General features: G+C 32.4%; 21 protein-coding genes. 14 read left to right on the plus strand and 7 right to left on the minus strand.

The annotated features are described in order from the left end of the window. Positions 1-257: 257 nt before the first annotated feature. On the minus strand, positions 258-2,090 hold the full coding sequence (locus PQ511_RS22810; RefSeq protein WP_273854213.1) for a cation:proton antiporter family protein: 1,833 nt from the start codon (positions 2,088-2,090) through the stop codon (positions 258-260). Between the two features lie 133 nt (positions 2,091-2,223). Between PQ511_RS22810 and PQ511_RS22815 the strand changes: the two genes are divergently transcribed. From PQ511_RS22815 to PQ511_RS22845, 8 genes are all read left to right on the plus strand, one after another. Continuing rightward, positions 2,224-2,619 (plus strand): hypothetical protein, encoded by a 396-nt coding sequence (locus PQ511_RS22815; protein WP_273854214.1) that lies wholly within the window; start codon positions 2,224-2,226, stop codon positions 2,617-2,619. A 172-nt stretch (positions 2,620-2,791) separates the two neighbouring features. Then, positions 2,792-4,654, plus strand: coding sequence for a coiled-coil domain-containing protein (locus tag PQ511_RS22820; RefSeq protein WP_273854215.1), 1,863 nt, complete (start codon positions 2,792-2,794; stop codon positions 4,652-4,654). Positions 4,655-4,794: 140 nt separating this feature from the next. Beyond that, a complete protein-coding gene (locus PQ511_RS22825; protein ID WP_273854216.1) occupies positions 4,795-5,631 on the plus strand; it encodes a COG3014 family protein in 837 nt (278 codons plus the stop codon). A 68-nt stretch (positions 5,632-5,699) separates the two neighbouring features. Next, a complete protein-coding gene (locus PQ511_RS22830; RefSeq protein ID WP_273854217.1) occupies positions 5,700-5,849 on the plus strand; it encodes a hypothetical protein in 150 nt (49 codons plus the stop codon). 98 nt (positions 5,850-5,947) lie between these two features. Beyond that, complete coding sequence (locus tag PQ511_RS22835; protein ID WP_273854218.1) at positions 5,948-6,448, plus strand: hypothetical protein; 501 nt, start codon at positions 5,948-5,950, stop codon at positions 6,446-6,448. A gap of 4 nt (positions 6,449-6,452) precedes the next feature. Further along, positions 6,453-7,139: an HD domain-containing protein gene (locus PQ511_RS22840; RefSeq protein ID WP_273854219.1), complete on the plus strand. Its 687-nt coding sequence runs from the start codon at positions 6,453-6,455 to the stop codon at positions 7,137-7,139. An 18-nt stretch (positions 7,140-7,157) separates the two neighbouring features. Beyond that, positions 7,158-7,520 carry an RDD family protein gene (locus tag PQ511_RS23790; RefSeq protein WP_420541753.1) on the plus strand — a complete coding sequence of 121 codons (363 nt, stop codon included), beginning with the start codon at positions 7,158-7,160 and terminating at the stop codon, positions 7,518-7,520. A 339-nt stretch (positions 7,521-7,859) separates the two neighbouring features. Further along, positions 7,860-8,087, plus strand: coding sequence for a hypothetical protein (locus PQ511_RS22845; RefSeq protein WP_273854220.1), 228 nt, complete (start codon positions 7,860-7,862; stop codon positions 8,085-8,087). A gap of 511 nt (positions 8,088-8,598) precedes the next feature. Here PQ511_RS22845 and PQ511_RS22850 read toward each other — a convergent pair. After that, the gene (locus PQ511_RS22850; protein ID WP_273854221.1) at positions 8,599-8,934 is read right to left on the minus strand and encodes a hypothetical protein; all 336 of its coding nucleotides are present in this window, start codon (positions 8,932-8,934) and stop codon (positions 8,599-8,601) included. Positions 8,935-9,171: 237 nt separating this feature from the next. On the opposite strand from PQ511_RS22850, the gene PQ511_RS22855 reads away from it, so the two are divergent. From PQ511_RS22855 to PQ511_RS22865, 3 genes are all read left to right on the plus strand, one after another. Then, positions 9,172-9,495: a hypothetical protein gene (locus PQ511_RS22855; RefSeq protein WP_273854222.1), complete on the plus strand. Its 324-nt coding sequence runs from the start codon at positions 9,172-9,174 to the stop codon at positions 9,493-9,495. Positions 9,496-9,565: 70 nt separating this feature from the next. Then, positions 9,566-9,937: a hypothetical protein gene (locus tag PQ511_RS22860; RefSeq protein ID WP_273854223.1), complete on the plus strand. Its 372-nt coding sequence runs from the start codon at positions 9,566-9,568 to the stop codon at positions 9,935-9,937. Next, positions 9,930-10,508 (plus strand): RNA 2'-phosphotransferase, encoded by a 579-nt coding sequence (locus PQ511_RS22865; protein WP_273854224.1) that lies wholly within the window; start codon positions 9,930-9,932, stop codon positions 10,506-10,508. Before PQ511_RS22860 ends, PQ511_RS22865 begins: the two co-directional genes overlap by 8 nt. 33 nt (positions 10,509-10,541) lie before the next feature. On the opposite strand, the gene PQ511_RS22870 is transcribed toward PQ511_RS22865, so the two are convergent. The 4 genes from PQ511_RS22870 to PQ511_RS22885 all read right to left on the minus strand — a co-directional run bounded on the left by PQ511_RS22870 (position 10,542) and on the right by PQ511_RS22885 (position 13,163). Continuing rightward, the gene (locus PQ511_RS22870; protein WP_273854225.1) at positions 10,542-11,117 is read right to left on the minus strand and encodes an SLOG family protein; all 576 of its coding nucleotides are present in this window, start codon (positions 11,115-11,117) and stop codon (positions 10,542-10,544) included. Positions 11,118-11,210: 93 nt separating this feature from the next. Then, complete coding sequence (gene ssb, locus PQ511_RS22875; protein ID WP_273854226.1) at positions 11,211-11,732, minus strand: single-stranded DNA-binding protein; 522 nt, start codon at positions 11,730-11,732, stop codon at positions 11,211-11,213. A 105-nt stretch (positions 11,733-11,837) separates the two neighbouring features. Beyond that, positions 11,838-12,470: a hypothetical protein gene (locus PQ511_RS22880; RefSeq protein WP_273854227.1), complete on the minus strand. Its 633-nt coding sequence runs from the start codon at positions 12,468-12,470 to the stop codon at positions 11,838-11,840. A 42-nt stretch (positions 12,471-12,512) separates the two neighbouring features. Then, positions 12,513-13,163: a hypothetical protein gene (locus tag PQ511_RS22885; protein WP_273854228.1), complete on the minus strand. Its 651-nt coding sequence runs from the start codon at positions 13,161-13,163 to the stop codon at positions 12,513-12,515. 68 nt (positions 13,164-13,231) lie between these two features. On the opposite strand from PQ511_RS22885, the gene PQ511_RS22890 reads away from it, so the two are divergent. Both PQ511_RS22890 and PQ511_RS22895 read left to right on the plus strand, forming a co-directional pair. Continuing rightward, complete coding sequence (locus tag PQ511_RS22890; protein ID WP_273854229.1) at positions 13,232-13,723, plus strand: hypothetical protein; 492 nt, start codon at positions 13,232-13,234, stop codon at positions 13,721-13,723. A 12-nt stretch (positions 13,724-13,735) separates the two neighbouring features. Next, entirely contained in the window at positions 13,736-14,095 is a 360-nt protein-coding gene (locus tag PQ511_RS22895; protein WP_273854230.1) for a hypothetical protein, read from the plus strand. Positions 14,096-14,186: 91 nt separating this feature from the next. Here PQ511_RS22895 and PQ511_RS22900 read toward each other — a convergent pair whose 3' ends face one another. Next, complete coding sequence (locus PQ511_RS22900) at positions 14,187-14,450, minus strand: hypothetical protein (RefSeq protein WP_273854231.1); 264 nt, start codon at positions 14,448-14,450, stop codon at positions 14,187-14,189. 493 nt (positions 14,451-14,943) lie between these two features. Here PQ511_RS22900 and PQ511_RS22905 point away from each other — a divergent pair, with 493 nt between their 5' ends. Beyond that, positions 14,944-15,588: a hypothetical protein gene (locus PQ511_RS22905; protein ID WP_273854232.1), complete on the plus strand. Its 645-nt coding sequence runs from the start codon at positions 14,944-14,946 to the stop codon at positions 15,586-15,588. Positions 15,589-15,595 lie beyond the last annotated feature (7 nt).

Here is a 15,595-nt window from a genome sequence, read left to right on the forward strand (position 1 = left end):
AGGACGATGAAAAACATACTAGTCAATGCTGACATCAATGCTGCAGCTAATATCCTCAAAAAAAGTAAGCATAATATCTCTATGGATAAAATGTGTAGGGGGCTTTTGGCAGTCCCAACGAGAATTAAAATCGCGTAAGCGATCAATGTTTTTCTCGTAGAATCTCGTTACTTCAGTGACGAGTAGTTCAATAGCTAGATAAAAAAGAGATAAATTTTGTCTCTCTTTGCACTCTATTGATAGTCGCTCTAGAGTCATCATCCTTCTAATTCTTTTTTCATATTCTGAATATGCTCCTCGCTTCCGCTCAGTAATATTTTATCTCCACACTCTAAATTCGTATCTCCATGAGGAATTACAGCTGATCCATTACGATAGATCTGTAAAATAAGAGTATCTCCCAAGAATGGTACATGTCTTAATTGTATGCCATCATACTTTGAATTCTTCATCTTTACTTCTTTTATGCTCTCACTACTATCTGTAAGCAATGTAATCAATGAAGGGCTGGATATCATAGATCGAAGTAGAACTCTAGTAGAATTTAATGTAGAAAAGACTCCGTACCCTTCTTTAACTAGTTCATCGTAGTGTTCATTTGACTCTACACGGACAAGTATTTGTTTCACGCCATACTCTTTTGCTTTCCTTGCGATTTCGATATTTCGATCATCATTTCCAGTCCCTACGATAATACTGTCAACATCATAGGCATTAGATTCGATTAATAAAGATGAATTCAATTCAGGGAGTTCAATCAGTGGAAAGTGAGGGTTATCCTCCGTTAACTCTCCTACTGTTAGTTTGTTTTGTTTTGCACTATAAACAGAAACAATATATTCTTTTTCAAGATCTAGAGATACAGGAAGTGTTAATCGATTTGCTCCGATAATTGAAACCTTCTTTTTCTCCTTTTTGATTTTGGGTATCATTTTCGTGAATATAGTAGGTGATATAAAGCATGTAATCACAGCTACTAATATAAATGCATTACTCAGTTCTTCATCCATTACACCTAAATCGACACCGACTTTCGCCGCAGCTATCACAAGACTGAGCGTAGATGTAAGGAGTAACCCAGAACTAAAGACTTCCTTCCAAGTAAACCATTTTTTTAATAATAGAGATGGAATGATTTTTGAGAGGTAAAGAATGATCAGCAGAATCGGTATCAACATTATGATTTTGGGGTTCTTAAGTAAGGATTGAATCTCAATCTCCACTCCAACCATTACGAAGAAGATTGGGATCAAAAAACCATACCCAAACGAATCTAGTTGATGTACAAACTCTTTATCGGGAGCTAACAAAGAAACAATAACTCCTGCTAAAAAAGCGCCTAATATATTCTCTGCACCCAACGTTTCCGACAATCCCACAAAAAGAAGAATTAGAGCAAACACCCCTCTTGTCCCTAATTGGACTGTTCCGCTCATGAGAGAATCGAATACTTTAACCTTGAAGAATTTTTTGATAAACCTGTAAGATACGAATACAATGACAAATAAAAGGAGCAATGATAGTGAATTTAATATATTTTCTGATTTAGCCATTACATAAAAAGCCAATAGTATCATTGTCATAAAATCCGATATTACAGCTATTAAAAGAACGGTTTGTCCTAATACTGTATTCAATAAATCTTTTTCCTTTAAAACCGGAACTACAACGCCTAACGAAATAGTCGATATGATTAACGTCGTAATAAAGACATCTTGAACCAGATTCAGCACAACTAACCCATAAGAAAATAGAAACGATAAAACTAAAATCCCACCAAATACTATTGCAGCAATTTTAAAGGGGCGAACTCCCTTGCTACCACTCATTTTTTTCTTGTCAAAATTACTAAAATCAATCTCTAATCCACTTAAAAACATTAAATATATAAAGCCCAGCACTGAAAGTAAGCTGAGCCATGGGTCATCGTGAACAATATTCAATCCACTCTTCCCTATTAGTATACCTGCTATTATCTCAGCGACAACCAAAGGTATTATGTTTAACTTCAATTTATGAAGCATAATAGGTACTAAAAAAGCCACACTTACGACAACCATTAAAGAAGTCAACGATTGATGCCCTTCCATTTCCTCACTCCTTCCGACACTGTTGTTTTAATCCATTAGACTATTCTTTTCTTTTATAAAAAAATTCCCCTTTTTGTTCATACTTTTTTCATTCAGTGATATGATTTTTCCAGCTGTGACAGGAGGGGAAACAATGGATGAAAACCAACTAGTTCGTTTTGCGAGAGAACTTAGTCATTTTTTAGTTGACTTCAGTAACGATATTGAAAATGTAAAATCCGGTGATTGGAAGGCAGTGAAAAATAATATTAATGATGGGGATATGCAGATAAGAATTTACCGTAATATTACCGAAATTATCTTCGTATATAATGGAGCTGGAAGCGTGGAGTTAGAAGTCGATATTAGTTTGCGGAAACAAGCCGATCCCTTACTATACAAAGGGGTAATAGATTTTTTGAAAGATAAAAACATCCCCTATAGTGACAATATAGAAGATAATTCTTTTAAAGTATCATTTAAATTTGAAAAATCTGAAGAGTTAAGGGACTTAATATATACATACATCCTCCCTTTAGGATATAAATAATCCGCATAAACCTTCATAAGCATACGACTTTAGAATTATGGAATGTTATTGTTGAACATCAGTAAAAAGACCTATTAATAGGTCTTTTTTAAATTTGCTACGTTTAGTTGTTCCAAACTATATGTAAAGTTTGTATACTATCTCTACTATTTATGTAGAGAGGATGGAAACATTGAGAACATCAAATTTCATTACAGGAAACTTATTGAATTTCACCGAACGAAGTAGTTTAGGTATCTCAATCGGAAGTATAGGAAACCTAATAAGTAGCGCTGCAACATTCCTATCCATTTGCTTAATTCTTTTTTTCATCACTATTGTCGTCTATCGAAATATTAAAAAGAAAAATTTTCAACATGAAATCAATTCTCTTCTTACCTCTAATCAAAAAAATATATCCACCCTTCTTTCTTCTATGGAAACAATCAAAAATCGTGGTGGTGAAGGATTCGAAAACAAGATATCAGAAGCGTTATTACTAATGGAGGGACTGCTAGAAGAAAGTCGACTTAATGAGGTAGAAATAAGTAATATTAAACTACCGATCTTCAATCATCATACAGTCTTCATTCTAATTTCTGAGTATCGAAAGAAAATCAAAAATTGTAAACTTGATATTCCATCAGTCGAAGAGTTAGTGGGAGAAATGGAAGAACTTAAAAGTACCAATGAACAACTGCTAAATAAAATCGAAGAATGTCTTCATTCAGTAGGGAATCTACTCTCTTCTATCTCAAAAACAAAATCAGATAATAATTTACCCTTTACTGAGGACAAGTTTGGTCAACGGTTCACTGAGATATATGAACATTACAAGCAAACTGTTGAAATGAACGAAGAAGTAAAGATTAAGGGGGAATCCTACAATATTGTCCTGCAATCTTTGCAAGACTTGGAATATACACTTAAAAATCTGGAAGAACAATTGATGGTTGTTGTGAACCTCCCTTCTTTGTTAGAAACTCATAAAAAGGGACTGGATAAGTTGTTTAAAGGTTACAATATAAACCCTTTGGAACTAGGTGTATATAACAAATTAAGCAATATTGACGACGTGATTACGCGCATATATGACCGCTTTTCTAGTGGTTCTCTTGAGGAATCGCAAGAACTATTAAAACAAGTTGTTGAAACTCTTAATGATATTTCAGAAGAGGCAAAAGATATAAACACTATGGAAGCAAAAAACGATGACCTAGTGTTTAAAGTAGAATACCAATTTAAAAACCAACAAAAAGTCGATGAACTTTTTCAGAGTAACTTGCAAGAGCTCCATGTTTCATTTAGCCCTATCCATTGGGAATACATAATTAACTTGTACGAAGAATCAAAAGAAAAGTTAGCGAACTTGGAAAAACAGTTTAGAACACTTAAAGAACAAAATAAGAGCAATGAATTGAATTTCGTGAAAGTGAACGAAGTAGCAACGGAAATTCTAAATAACCTAGAATTGGCACAAAAGGATATCAATGAAACCTTAAGTCTTCCACAAACTTTAAATTCTAAATTAGAAGAACGTAGAGTAGAAACGAAAACCATCTCTAACGATTTTGAAGTAATTATCGGCAAACACCATCCCCTATTGGATAAGAGCGAACCTCTTAGGGAAATGCTTGAATCGATTCAAGTTGGTTTCTCAGATTTACAAACATCAGAGCTTCAAAAACCATTTGATCTGCTCCTTATAACAAGAAAGCAAGAAAATTTAAAAACTCTAATTGATAAATTCACAGAATTAGCAGATGAGCATTATGAAAAACAGACAATTGTTGAAATCAAGATTTCAACTATGCGTAAAAGATTAGAAAACAGCTCTTTTTCTAGTAAGAAAGCTCAAATCAATGAAAACCTTACCGCTATTGAGTATTTACTCAAAGCAGGTATGTTAGAAGAAGCATTAAAAGAAGTTAATTCCTTACACGAATTAGTAGAGACCATAGAAAATAATAATAACTCGGACAGTTCTGAGTCTTTTTCGGATAACGACGAATCTTACACAGGTGACAACCAAGATAATAATTCATCAATCGACTAAACAATACGATTTTTAAAAGAGCCATATTATGGCTCTTTTTAATTTTTAAAAAATTGAGGAATAAAAAACTACAGAAATTATTGTATAATCCTAGATTTTGCATTATAAGAATAACAATTATTTATAAAGAGGTGATAAAGATGAAAAAGCTGTTTCTAATTGTGATCTCTCTTTCTATACTTTTAGCTGGATGTGAGAAAAGTGATTACGAAAAAGCCCTAGATCAGGGAGAACAATCCTTGCTAAAAGAAGATTATGAAAAAGCTTTAACTAGCTTTCAACAGGCTAAAGAATTAAAACCTGGAGAAGCGTTACCGCAACAAAAAATTGATTCTACAAATAACACCTACTATACATATTTGCTGGATAAGGGTGCAAAAGGTATGAACAATTGGGATTATGAGTTAGCGGTTAAATCATATGAAAGAGCTCTCGAAATATCTGATGAAGATCCACTATTGAAAACAACTCATGAAAAAGCACAAAAGAAATACAGTGAGTACAAAATTTTATTAGATTACGCCAAATGGTACAAGCCTATACTTGAGCAAGCCATTAAAATTAACGATGACTGGACCACATTACATCAAAAAACAAATTTAGGATCAGTAGGTCAATCTGACGTCCACACTAAAGCAAAGGAGTTTTTAAGTATATCTACTGAAATGGTTAGAACAGCGGAGAAAAAAGCATTTGAAATAAATCAAGAATTAACTGATACTCACTCTTCTCTAATTGTAAAGTTAGAAGATTTACAAAGTGATTCTTTAAGTCTTTATAATATGACCAAACCTGGGGCTGAGTATAAGGTCGATGAACTAGATCGGTACCTTAATTCAGTAAGCAAACAACAAACAACATATATAAAATCTCTAAATCGTTTAGCTCAGGATCAAGAGTTGAAATTTGATTTTAATGCGGTATCAAAGGAACTTGATAATGATGTACCTGAATCCGCTGACTCAGAGGAAAAATAAATGAACTATTTTTCCTTACCAGAAGGTAATACCCTTATTCTTGCCAATCAAGTAGTGGAGGCGAGGAAATGAAATCAAAAGATGAAATGTGTAAAGAGCTTTCCCAGATTTACAATATGGATATCCAAGAATTAATGATGCATAATGACCGTCAAATCCATATGCTCTATACAAGTTGCAAGGATGAAAAAAGTGGAGAGTTATCTCGTATAACATGACACCTCTTAATGGGGTGTTTTTTGTTTTCTTGCCCCTTCACTTTTTAACTTGTAAATCGTATACTACTTAAAATTCTAAAATGAAACAGGTGTTTAATATGAATGCAGCTTCTAATTTATTAAAAGACTCTTTTCTCGAACTTACACACATTGAAATTGAAAATATAAATGATTTTGTTGTAGGTGCAATGGACTCTGGATTAAGTGACTTCGAAAATGATATTTCCCTCTCCTCCGAAAGAATTACAGCCAAACTTATTAATTATAAAATCAATTCTCACTTTAACGCCAATTACAAATTGGATTTATTCATAAAACTTTCCTCACAAACAAAGGATAAAATCTTTAAGGTAACCTTTACAACACAGCGTTTCCCCTATGCTTCAATATATAAATTATTGATCGCCTTACCCATTTATTATTCCGGCTCGTTCATTAAAAAATTCGATCTAAAAAAAACTACGATCTTTACTGACCAAACGGAAGAATCTATGCTTCAAATTGAAAAGGGTTTGAAGAAATTCTACTTAACAAAAAGGTTTCTCACTAGAACTCTAAAACCAATAAGAACATCAAGAGCTTTAAAATTTAGGGAGTGATCTATTGTTAAGTAGTAGAACGAAACATCTTGAGCATACCTTAGCAGTATTAGGATTCAATCGTTTAGGTCTGAAAGCTTTTGACTTAGTAATTGATGAAATGTGTGCTGAAAAAGGTTTTACAAGGCATAATGGAACTCATTATTATTACCATTTGATCGACGTCGCACAAAAACTTATCAATGAAGGAATAGATGATGAAGAAATTATTGCAGCAGCTTTACTACATGACCTTGTAGAGGATGTCGATAAATACACAATTCATTGGGTTGAAAGTGAGTTTAATAGTAATGTAGCTCATATGGTAGGTTTGTTAACTAAAGACCCCGACATAGATTATAAAAGAGATAAAGAAGCATTATCTCTTTACTTAAATCTCATCTTTGAAAACGTAGGTGCATCTCTAATAAAAACCGCAGACAGAATACATAATTTTGGCACTCTCAAAGATGCTAGTGTAGAAAAGAAAAAGCGTTACGCTATGGAAACTGAAATGTATTTCTTTCCGTTTTTTAAGAAATGCAGAAAACGTTATGTAAGGTATGCTTCTTTTTGGTTCCAAGCTAAGACAGAAATAGAGCCTCATCTTCGTGAGATAAAAGAAAGGTATGAGCAAGAAGAAAAATTATTAAAACAGATCGACACTCTTGAAAAACAAATAAAGGATATCTTAAATGGAGATTATGAGTAGGATCGGAGGGGTTTCCTTGTGAAATTAAGAAGGTTTTTAAGCTATATTATTGATATATACGTGATTACTTTTATTTCTTTTTTATTTTATTTAAATATTTCAAGATCATTCTCTCCATTTGGGAGCGATCCGACCGAATATAGTATCCAACCTATCACTTGGATACTGGTTAGTATTTTCTTCCTCTTATTATACTTTGTTTATTTTGGATGCTTCGAAGGTTCAAGGTTAAAAAAAACACCTGGGAAACACATGATGAAAATCGAGTTCACTTCTAAATTAGGATTTAGACTAAGTATAAAAGAAGTTCTTATGAAATTAGTAACTTTAGGCTTTTACAGTGGTACTACTTTGAAAAAGACAATCAAGAACTATAGATAATTTCATTCTTAAGGAGTAGTCTAATGAATCTATTTAATAATAAGCGCAAAGAGATAAGGAAGACAATCAATGAAAAGGACTTCCATTGCGAGATTGTATTCGAACAAAAAAACAACCATATTTTTTTCAATAATGAAAAAATCCCATTTTTAATTAAAGAAGGAAATATTTTTTACAGTCATAGTGATGAGGCTCTAAAAAGATTTTTATCTTTTAAAATCGACAGTCTGATTCAATACTACCTATATAATAGTTAATTTTATACAAAAAATATTATTGTAAAAACATATGTTTTTGATATAATTTACTTAGTTACGACATACTAAGTGAGGTGTTAATATGATTTTCATAGCGACTTTGGCTACTGTTCACAGTTTATGGGAAGTAGAAATAAAGGCAAAAAATCAGTTCGATGCATTGAATAAAGTTCGAACAATTGCAAACGACCATGGAAAACGAAAGGAATTAGAAGTTTTATTTTCAGTAAATAATTTAAAGGGTGTTTATTGGACTCCTGATTACGGAAATGAATCTCCTGAAATTTCTACATATGAGAAAATAATTTAAAAAAACGAGTGGTTTAATATTCAACTCGTTTTTTTCGTTATAACTTTATTTGAATTATTTCTCTTTTGCCTCTATACGATAAGATCGTCTTAGATATAGAACAAAATAAAATAATAAGGAAAATGGATTTGATTGCAATCATAATTAAAAATCCGCCTTGAATCCTCGTGAATACCATTCCAAATTTTATAATCTCCATTAGGGCAAAACCAAAGTATATGTAACCCAGCACATTTAAAACCCATCGGAATTTAAACAATATCAATACCGAAGATACTAAAAGAACGATCCCAGTTATTAGCATTGGATAATGGTAGTAATAAGGAAATGAGCCACCTAAAAATACATAAGGATTTTGATATATAAAAGCATAAGTGGCTATATAAAGATAAATAATACTATGTACGAATATGATAAAACTATTTGTTTTTAAATCCACGCTTTCACCTCTTTAAATCTATTCCTCTTTTAATTAAAGAATCCTAAAATAAGAAAAAGACGCAGAGCGCCTTTAGCTATTAACATAATTTCTTAATTTTTCTTTTACAGACCTTTTTTTTATTCCGCTTTGAAATATATCCTTTTTAGACGATGTTTCGACCTCTTTATTCTGAGATTTCACTTTATCTGACTCAGTCTTATTATTCAACGTAATTTCTTTTTTTGGAGCTGCGCTATCCTCCTTTTTGCTTGTTTGTTCTTTAGGTCGATCTTTCAATTTCTCTTTAGGTGCTTTTTGTATTTCCTCGTTTTCTTTCTCATTCTCTAATTCATCTAGCTTCTTCTTTTCCATCCTTTCATTCTTTTTATACTCCATTGTATATTTCGCTATTTTCCATAAGCCCATAAAACCGACTCCTTTTTCTATTATTTATAACTCATATTCACACAAATGCAACTAACGTTATTCCATTTACAAACACTTAAACACTATTGTTTTCTAGGATATCATGAAAAGACTAAACCGCTCTATACAATCTCAAGGAAAGGAATTTAGTAACGAATTGTGCTTTTCAAGACCTTTAAATACGTTGAAATAATCGCTATACTGAGTTAACCAAAAATATGAAACGGGGAACAGGTAATGAAAACACTCTTGAATTCTAAAAATCTATCTTTAGTTGAAAATTCCTTATTAGAAATTGAAACGGATTTACGGAAGTTAGCTGGTCAATTAAGAAAAGAAACTGAACATTTCACAAATGGAATCAAAACTTATAAGGGACATCGATGGTACAAACGTATATTTCTACAAGATCCACTGCGTTCTAACTCATTAAATGACATAGAGACAATCTGTCAATCTATAAAGAATTTAGAAGAAAGAAAAGAATTATTTTCTGCTTTGAAAAAGGCTATAGAAAATGGTGAAACGGTAGAAGTAAATATGAAAAAATTAAACCTTTAATTATTTGTTTTTGTTTGATAAGCTACAAATACAATCAAAATATATGTTTTTTGTATATAGGAGGATTATTTTGTTTAAAAAGTTGCTACTTATTGTGCCTTTATTGTTTTTGGGTATAATATCGTCGAATCTAATAAGTGATTCATTTGCCTCATCAGAAAAAAGTTTTTCCTCATTAACTACTAAGAAATTCGTAGTTGAAAGGAAGCCTCTTATTTCAGATAGCATTTCATTAGCTTCCGAACGCGAAAAAACATTGAAGAATTTCTTATCTGCTTTGGAAAAAAGAATCAACGAGCTGAATGACCAGATAAAATCAAAATCACTATCAGATCATGAAATAGAAACATTAATGATAGAAAAGCGATACAATGAAGAAAAATTTAATGGCTACGAACAAGAATTAGATTTTTTACATCATGGACATGAATTTAATGACTAATAATAGAAGAAAACATATTAAATTGAGTTCCTTTATGACAAAAATCTTGCGTCACAATCCCAGTAAATTTGGAGTTAAAGTGGATGAGTTCGGCTATACTTCTGTTTCCTCGCTTGTGGAATCCGTTAATTCCCAAACATATTGGGAAGACATTAAATCTGTAGATATTATAGATGTCGTTAACAGTGACAAAAAAAGATATACATTATCAGGGGACTTGATTAAGGCTAATTATGGTCATTCTTTCCCAGTTAAACATTCTGAATCAGAATTACCTGTCCCTAACTCCCTTTATCATGGTTCCAATAAACGTTCGCTTGATTTTATAAAGAATAAAGATGAAGGAATTAAACCAATGGACCGGCATAGAGTTCATCTTTCTGAAGAAAAAGATTTCGCAAGCGATGCAGCAGCAAGAAGACCTAATCCAATCCTCTTAAGGATAAATACTAAATCTGCATTAAGATCTGGTGTCGTCTTTACTCATGCAGGTAATGGAGTTTGGTTAAGTACAACTATCCCGCCACACTGTATTGCTGAGATAATAGAAATCGAAAAAAATGGTGAATAATCATTCGCCATTTTTTTGTTTTCTACCTCCGAACTATACCGCTTTATTGAAGTTATTATTTGGATCTAAGATAATAGTCGACTTCCTCTCTTTTTTTGCATAATCTATACAGTTCTTTGTACCACTCTTACTACCGTTAAACACACCTAGTAAAATATCAATGTGATCAACTATGTATTCATTTCTCTTTTGCATTTTCTCTCTTTTGTATTTTCCTATTTGATTCATATTCGCATTTTTACTTTGGTACTCGGCTAACTCATCTACATACACCACTTTATCTGCCGTATCTACTATATGTTTATATCTTTTTCTATCTATATGATTCCATTTAACATCTTGGTTCTTAAATGGTGATGCTAAAATGTTTTGGATATTAAGTTCAGGATATTTTAATTTATATTGATGGACTAAAACATAGGCTAATTGATCAATGCCAAGAGCTCCCCCTGAAATAAAAACCCTAACATTAAAATCTCTTATCAGTTCTCCGATTTGTCTAGATAAGACTCTACAACATTTTTTAACCTCTGGATCTTCCCAAGAGTATGTCCCAAATATTAAATTAGGTCTATGTCCAGTAAATCCGACACTTAAGTAATCGCTCACAATTCACTCCCCTTTTTGTATTAATTATAGAAAAAAACCACAATAGTTATTGTGGCTTTGACTTATATACTGACTTACATAGTTAGTTGGTGGTCAAAACGGCAAATCGTCATCAGATATATCAATCGGCTTGTTATCAGATGCAAACGGATCATCGCCAAAGTTGGAATGATTTCGATTACTTTGATTTTGGCTTTGTCCTTGGCTTTGTCCTTGTGAGCCTCCTGAGTTACTTTGTCCTCCCTGGTAAGAATTATTGTTTGAACCTCCACCGTTGTTCGGACTATTCTTCGAACCTTTAGGCTCAAGGAATTGTACACTTTCTGCCATTACTTCTGTAACAAACACCCTTTGACCCTGACTGTTATCGTATGAACGTGTTTGGACTCTACCATCGACTCCAGCGAGACTACCTTTCTTTAAGAAATTAGCAGCATTTTCTGCTTGTCTTCGCCACACGACGATATTGATGAAATCTGCTTCTCTATCCCCTTGTTGGTTTGTAAACGGTCTATTCACGGCTAGCGTAAAGTTTGCAACGGCAACTCCGCTAGGCGTATAACGCAGCTCTGGATCCTTCGTAAGTCTTCCCACTAATACAACTCGATTTAACATAATAACACTCTCCTTCAGATTTTCTCTTTTTCTCATTGTAATACAAAATATCATTTTTTAATATAAAAGTTTAATATTTTTGAACCAAAGAAAAAAGAGGCAGATTTATGCCCCTTTCAAGATTTTAATTTCTTCAGTTATAAGCAGTTTTCTTACTTGGTCAATTAAATGATCTTTTACTTCCTTTTTGAAACGAATCCTATTTATCTCATTTTCTGTTTTAGAAATACCCCATTCTACTCCTATGAAATATTCTCCAGTAACCTCATTCGTTAAGAGTATAAGACTTTCCCTGTTTTCGTTGCTAATTAATACGTTATCTACCGTTAAGTTTTCTTCCTTAAGTCTATGTTTTATAATTTCTCTAACGCTCATTTTATAGTCTTCGTTACTTCTTGGTACTTCTCCAGAAATGACAATACCTAAGTTGTGAAACGTTTGTTCTTTAAAGTGTTCAAATTCTTTATTAGAAATATCACTGTGCAAGGCAACCTCCATTGGTGTGTTCAAATTTTTATTAGATGTCGGTATAACTATCCTTTCAGTAAGTACACCTTCTGCATATTTAAAAGAATACTCTACTTTGGATAAATCATTTATCAATATCTTTGATAAGCAGGTTTGGATAGAAATTTCTCCTACCTCTATCTCGCAAGTTTGACTCTCAGAAGTAAGATCAGAGAATCTTATTGTTTGTAAGGTTTTCCAATCAATTTTGAATGGTGTATTAAAATTCATTTTTAAATCTCTCCTTGTTTTTTTAGGATTATAGCATGATTTTCAGTCTTTTCTTTTATTAGAAAGGATTTTTTTCCTAAAAAACCTCCAAGCAATGATCACTAAAATGAAACAATTAGCTGCTCCTGATAAATGAGAATATATCCAAAATAGCAATAGTGAAAGGAGTATATGAAACATTACAGTTTTTCTTGTCATATATGTGATAAATGATAGACTAGCCGAGATTAATGGAACTAGGTATGTGAAATTAACTTCTTTAATCTCCATTAGATACCACCAGAATGACAGAAAGATAAACATTTTAAAGAAGAGCGTTAAAAGTCCCATCCAAGGTCGACCTTTGTGTTTCTTAACAAATTCTAGTCCGTTACTTCTTATAGATGACAACTGTTCCTGGTCTAATTGTGAATAAGTTCTCGTAAAGTTCATAAACCTTGAGATCATAGGGTTGTTCTCATTTTTAATCTTTTTATCGTTATCCTGATATTTTTCTACTACATCCTCCATATCCTTTACGATGGCTTTTTGTTTTTCTTTTTCTTTCATCCGATACTCATCAAGAATATATTCCACTAATAGATATAAAAATGAGAAAACTATTATAATTCCGTACCAACTTATTAAAGGTTCTAAGAAGTTACTTAGAAAATCATAAAATTCCATTAAATAACCAAACAATATTTCAAGCATACGCAGCCCTCCCCATTAGGAGGTTCTTTCATGAACTGTATTTTCTTTTTTTGAAAGGGGTCATAAAAATGAAGAAAAATATTTTTATCATTTCTAATAGCAATTTTTTCACTGTTTTATCTCAAAAATTCTTAAAAGATCAATTTTCATACCAACTTTTAAATGTACGTTATCAAAACGAATCAATGTCAAATGAATCGCACTTTATTCAACAAACAAAAGAACTTTTTCAGGCTCAATTAATTAGAACGGGAGCTTTAACTTCAATGTATAACTTTTCTTTTGGAGAGTCTTTAGCACAGCGCCTAAATACTACAATTAATAATGCAAAACCCAATCTCATTTTATTTGAGATGAAAACATTTGAGGAGTCTGAGTGGTTAGTGTTGAAATACATAAAAAAGAATTTTGGACTTCCTGTTGTCGTCCACCCTAGTAAGGATGTCGACACAGAACAGGTTGATTTGCTTTTGGAATTGGGTGTAAGAGAGATTATTATGGATCTTACTGAATCTTCTTTAAGGCAAATCGCTAAAAGAAACTTGGCAAACCAAGTATAAGGAGTGGACGCGTTGTTTTATGATGAAAATAGCATGAAAGACATGATTAAAGTTAGTTCTGAGAAAAAAGATTATACTCCATATTTAGTTATTGGAGAATTTTTCGGAAAAGAGAACACCGATAATGCTTCCTTAATTTCCTATTTGGAACAGTGGTCTGATATAGTTAAGGCTACACTAGGAGCTATGGATGCAGGTCACATTTTAAATCGTGGCAATATCATGGTGATTGTCCATGATAATAACAAACAAAAATTTGAAGACCTTATAAACAAAACCTTCGTCACTTCAATAGAGCAAACATCAGGAATCCGTTCTTCCCTTCTACCATTACAGAAAGACGATATCACTATTTTATCTTCGCTATTCTAATAAAATTCAGATTACAATGTTTATCACAGCTTCTAACATCTATATAGCATTAGAAAAAGCATGGTTATTCGCTACCATGCTTTTTTTCTTTTTAATATTTTGAATTTACATTCTCCCAAAAAGGAATATCAAAATCTTTAATTTCTCCAAATCCTATTCCGTTTTGCAAATCGCTATAATCCCAATTTTTCTCTATGACTTCATCGCATGTTTGGCACCAGTAAGCAGAGTTGATTTCCCCTCCATCCTTCGAAGTTACATATCTCATTTCACTTTTAGCAGGATATGATTCACCACAACCATGACAAACATGTAGCTTCCTTGTTTTTACTTTCTTGTCTTTTAAAACGTCCATTTCAAACCTTCTTTCTGTGCGGTAGTAATTGTCTACTAAGTAATAGATCGCTTTCATTATCTCAACAGATACCCTTTATCGATCAAATGACATGCGAACCTATACCATCTCTGTTCGTCCACATTACCCTCGAAATTTTCATCCCTTGAGCGTTGAATATGGTCTTTAGATGACCGGAAGTATCTCCTTTCGCACATTTTTACAAAGAGAAGTTTATCTTCGTCATTCTCAAATACAAAACGATCAGACCTTTCGTTATTTTGAGCTATTTTCCTGAAGTTCTCTTCCCATTTGCTTCGCAATTTTCATCCCAATCCTTTCTTTCGTAAAATCGAGTCTACCTAGAATTCTTCATTTCTAATTATACATCGTTTATTTTGACATTCAGCTTTTTGTTTACATACATCTCATTAGGGAGTTCATCGCCGTTTTAAACAAAAAAAATCTTGATATTTTAGTATTTTCCATTAGTATATCGACGAGGTGAATAAAAATGAAAAAGATTTTAATTATATTACTTTCCACTTTATTATTTGTACCGCAAATCTCATATGCTGCTTCCTCTTCGAACCAAACCTGGACGCTTGTTGATGAGGTCTGGGATGGCGCTGGTGTATCAAGAACTTATATAAATAAAGACAAAAAGCAACACTATGTCTTCCTGCCAGTTCCTGAAAAAAGTATTAAAACGATTTCTTCAAACGAAAATCCATTACTAGAAGCAAAGAAGATCTTAGCACTTGGATACATACAACAGGATTACAATGAGCGGTTTTCGGAGTTAATGAACGATTATCTCTTGCCCTTCAACACTAAGCCTGAACTATCAAAGGAATTAAAAGAATCTTTTTATAAAGATGAAAACAAGATCTACTCATACATCAAAGAGAACTTAGAAAAACCATCAAAATATAGTTTTGATGAAAATACCTTCGGAAACTTTTCTGATAGGTTATCAAATTTCAGTGATTTGAACGACTATAGTTTTAAATCAGTAAAAGATTATGTAGATAATTTTAAGCCTCACACTTTCAATAATAATAAAGAGTCGGATTCAAATGAAGTTTTATATTTTGGAATTATAATTTCTATCTTGATTACTTTTCTTGTCTTGTGGATTAAAAAACCAAGGAGGTGATTCGATT

Source organism: Guptibacillus spartinae (assembly GCF_028610625.1).
In the GTDB taxonomy this organism is placed as follows: Bacteria; Bacillota; Bacilli; order Bacillales; family Guptibacillaceae; genus Guptibacillus; species Guptibacillus spartinae.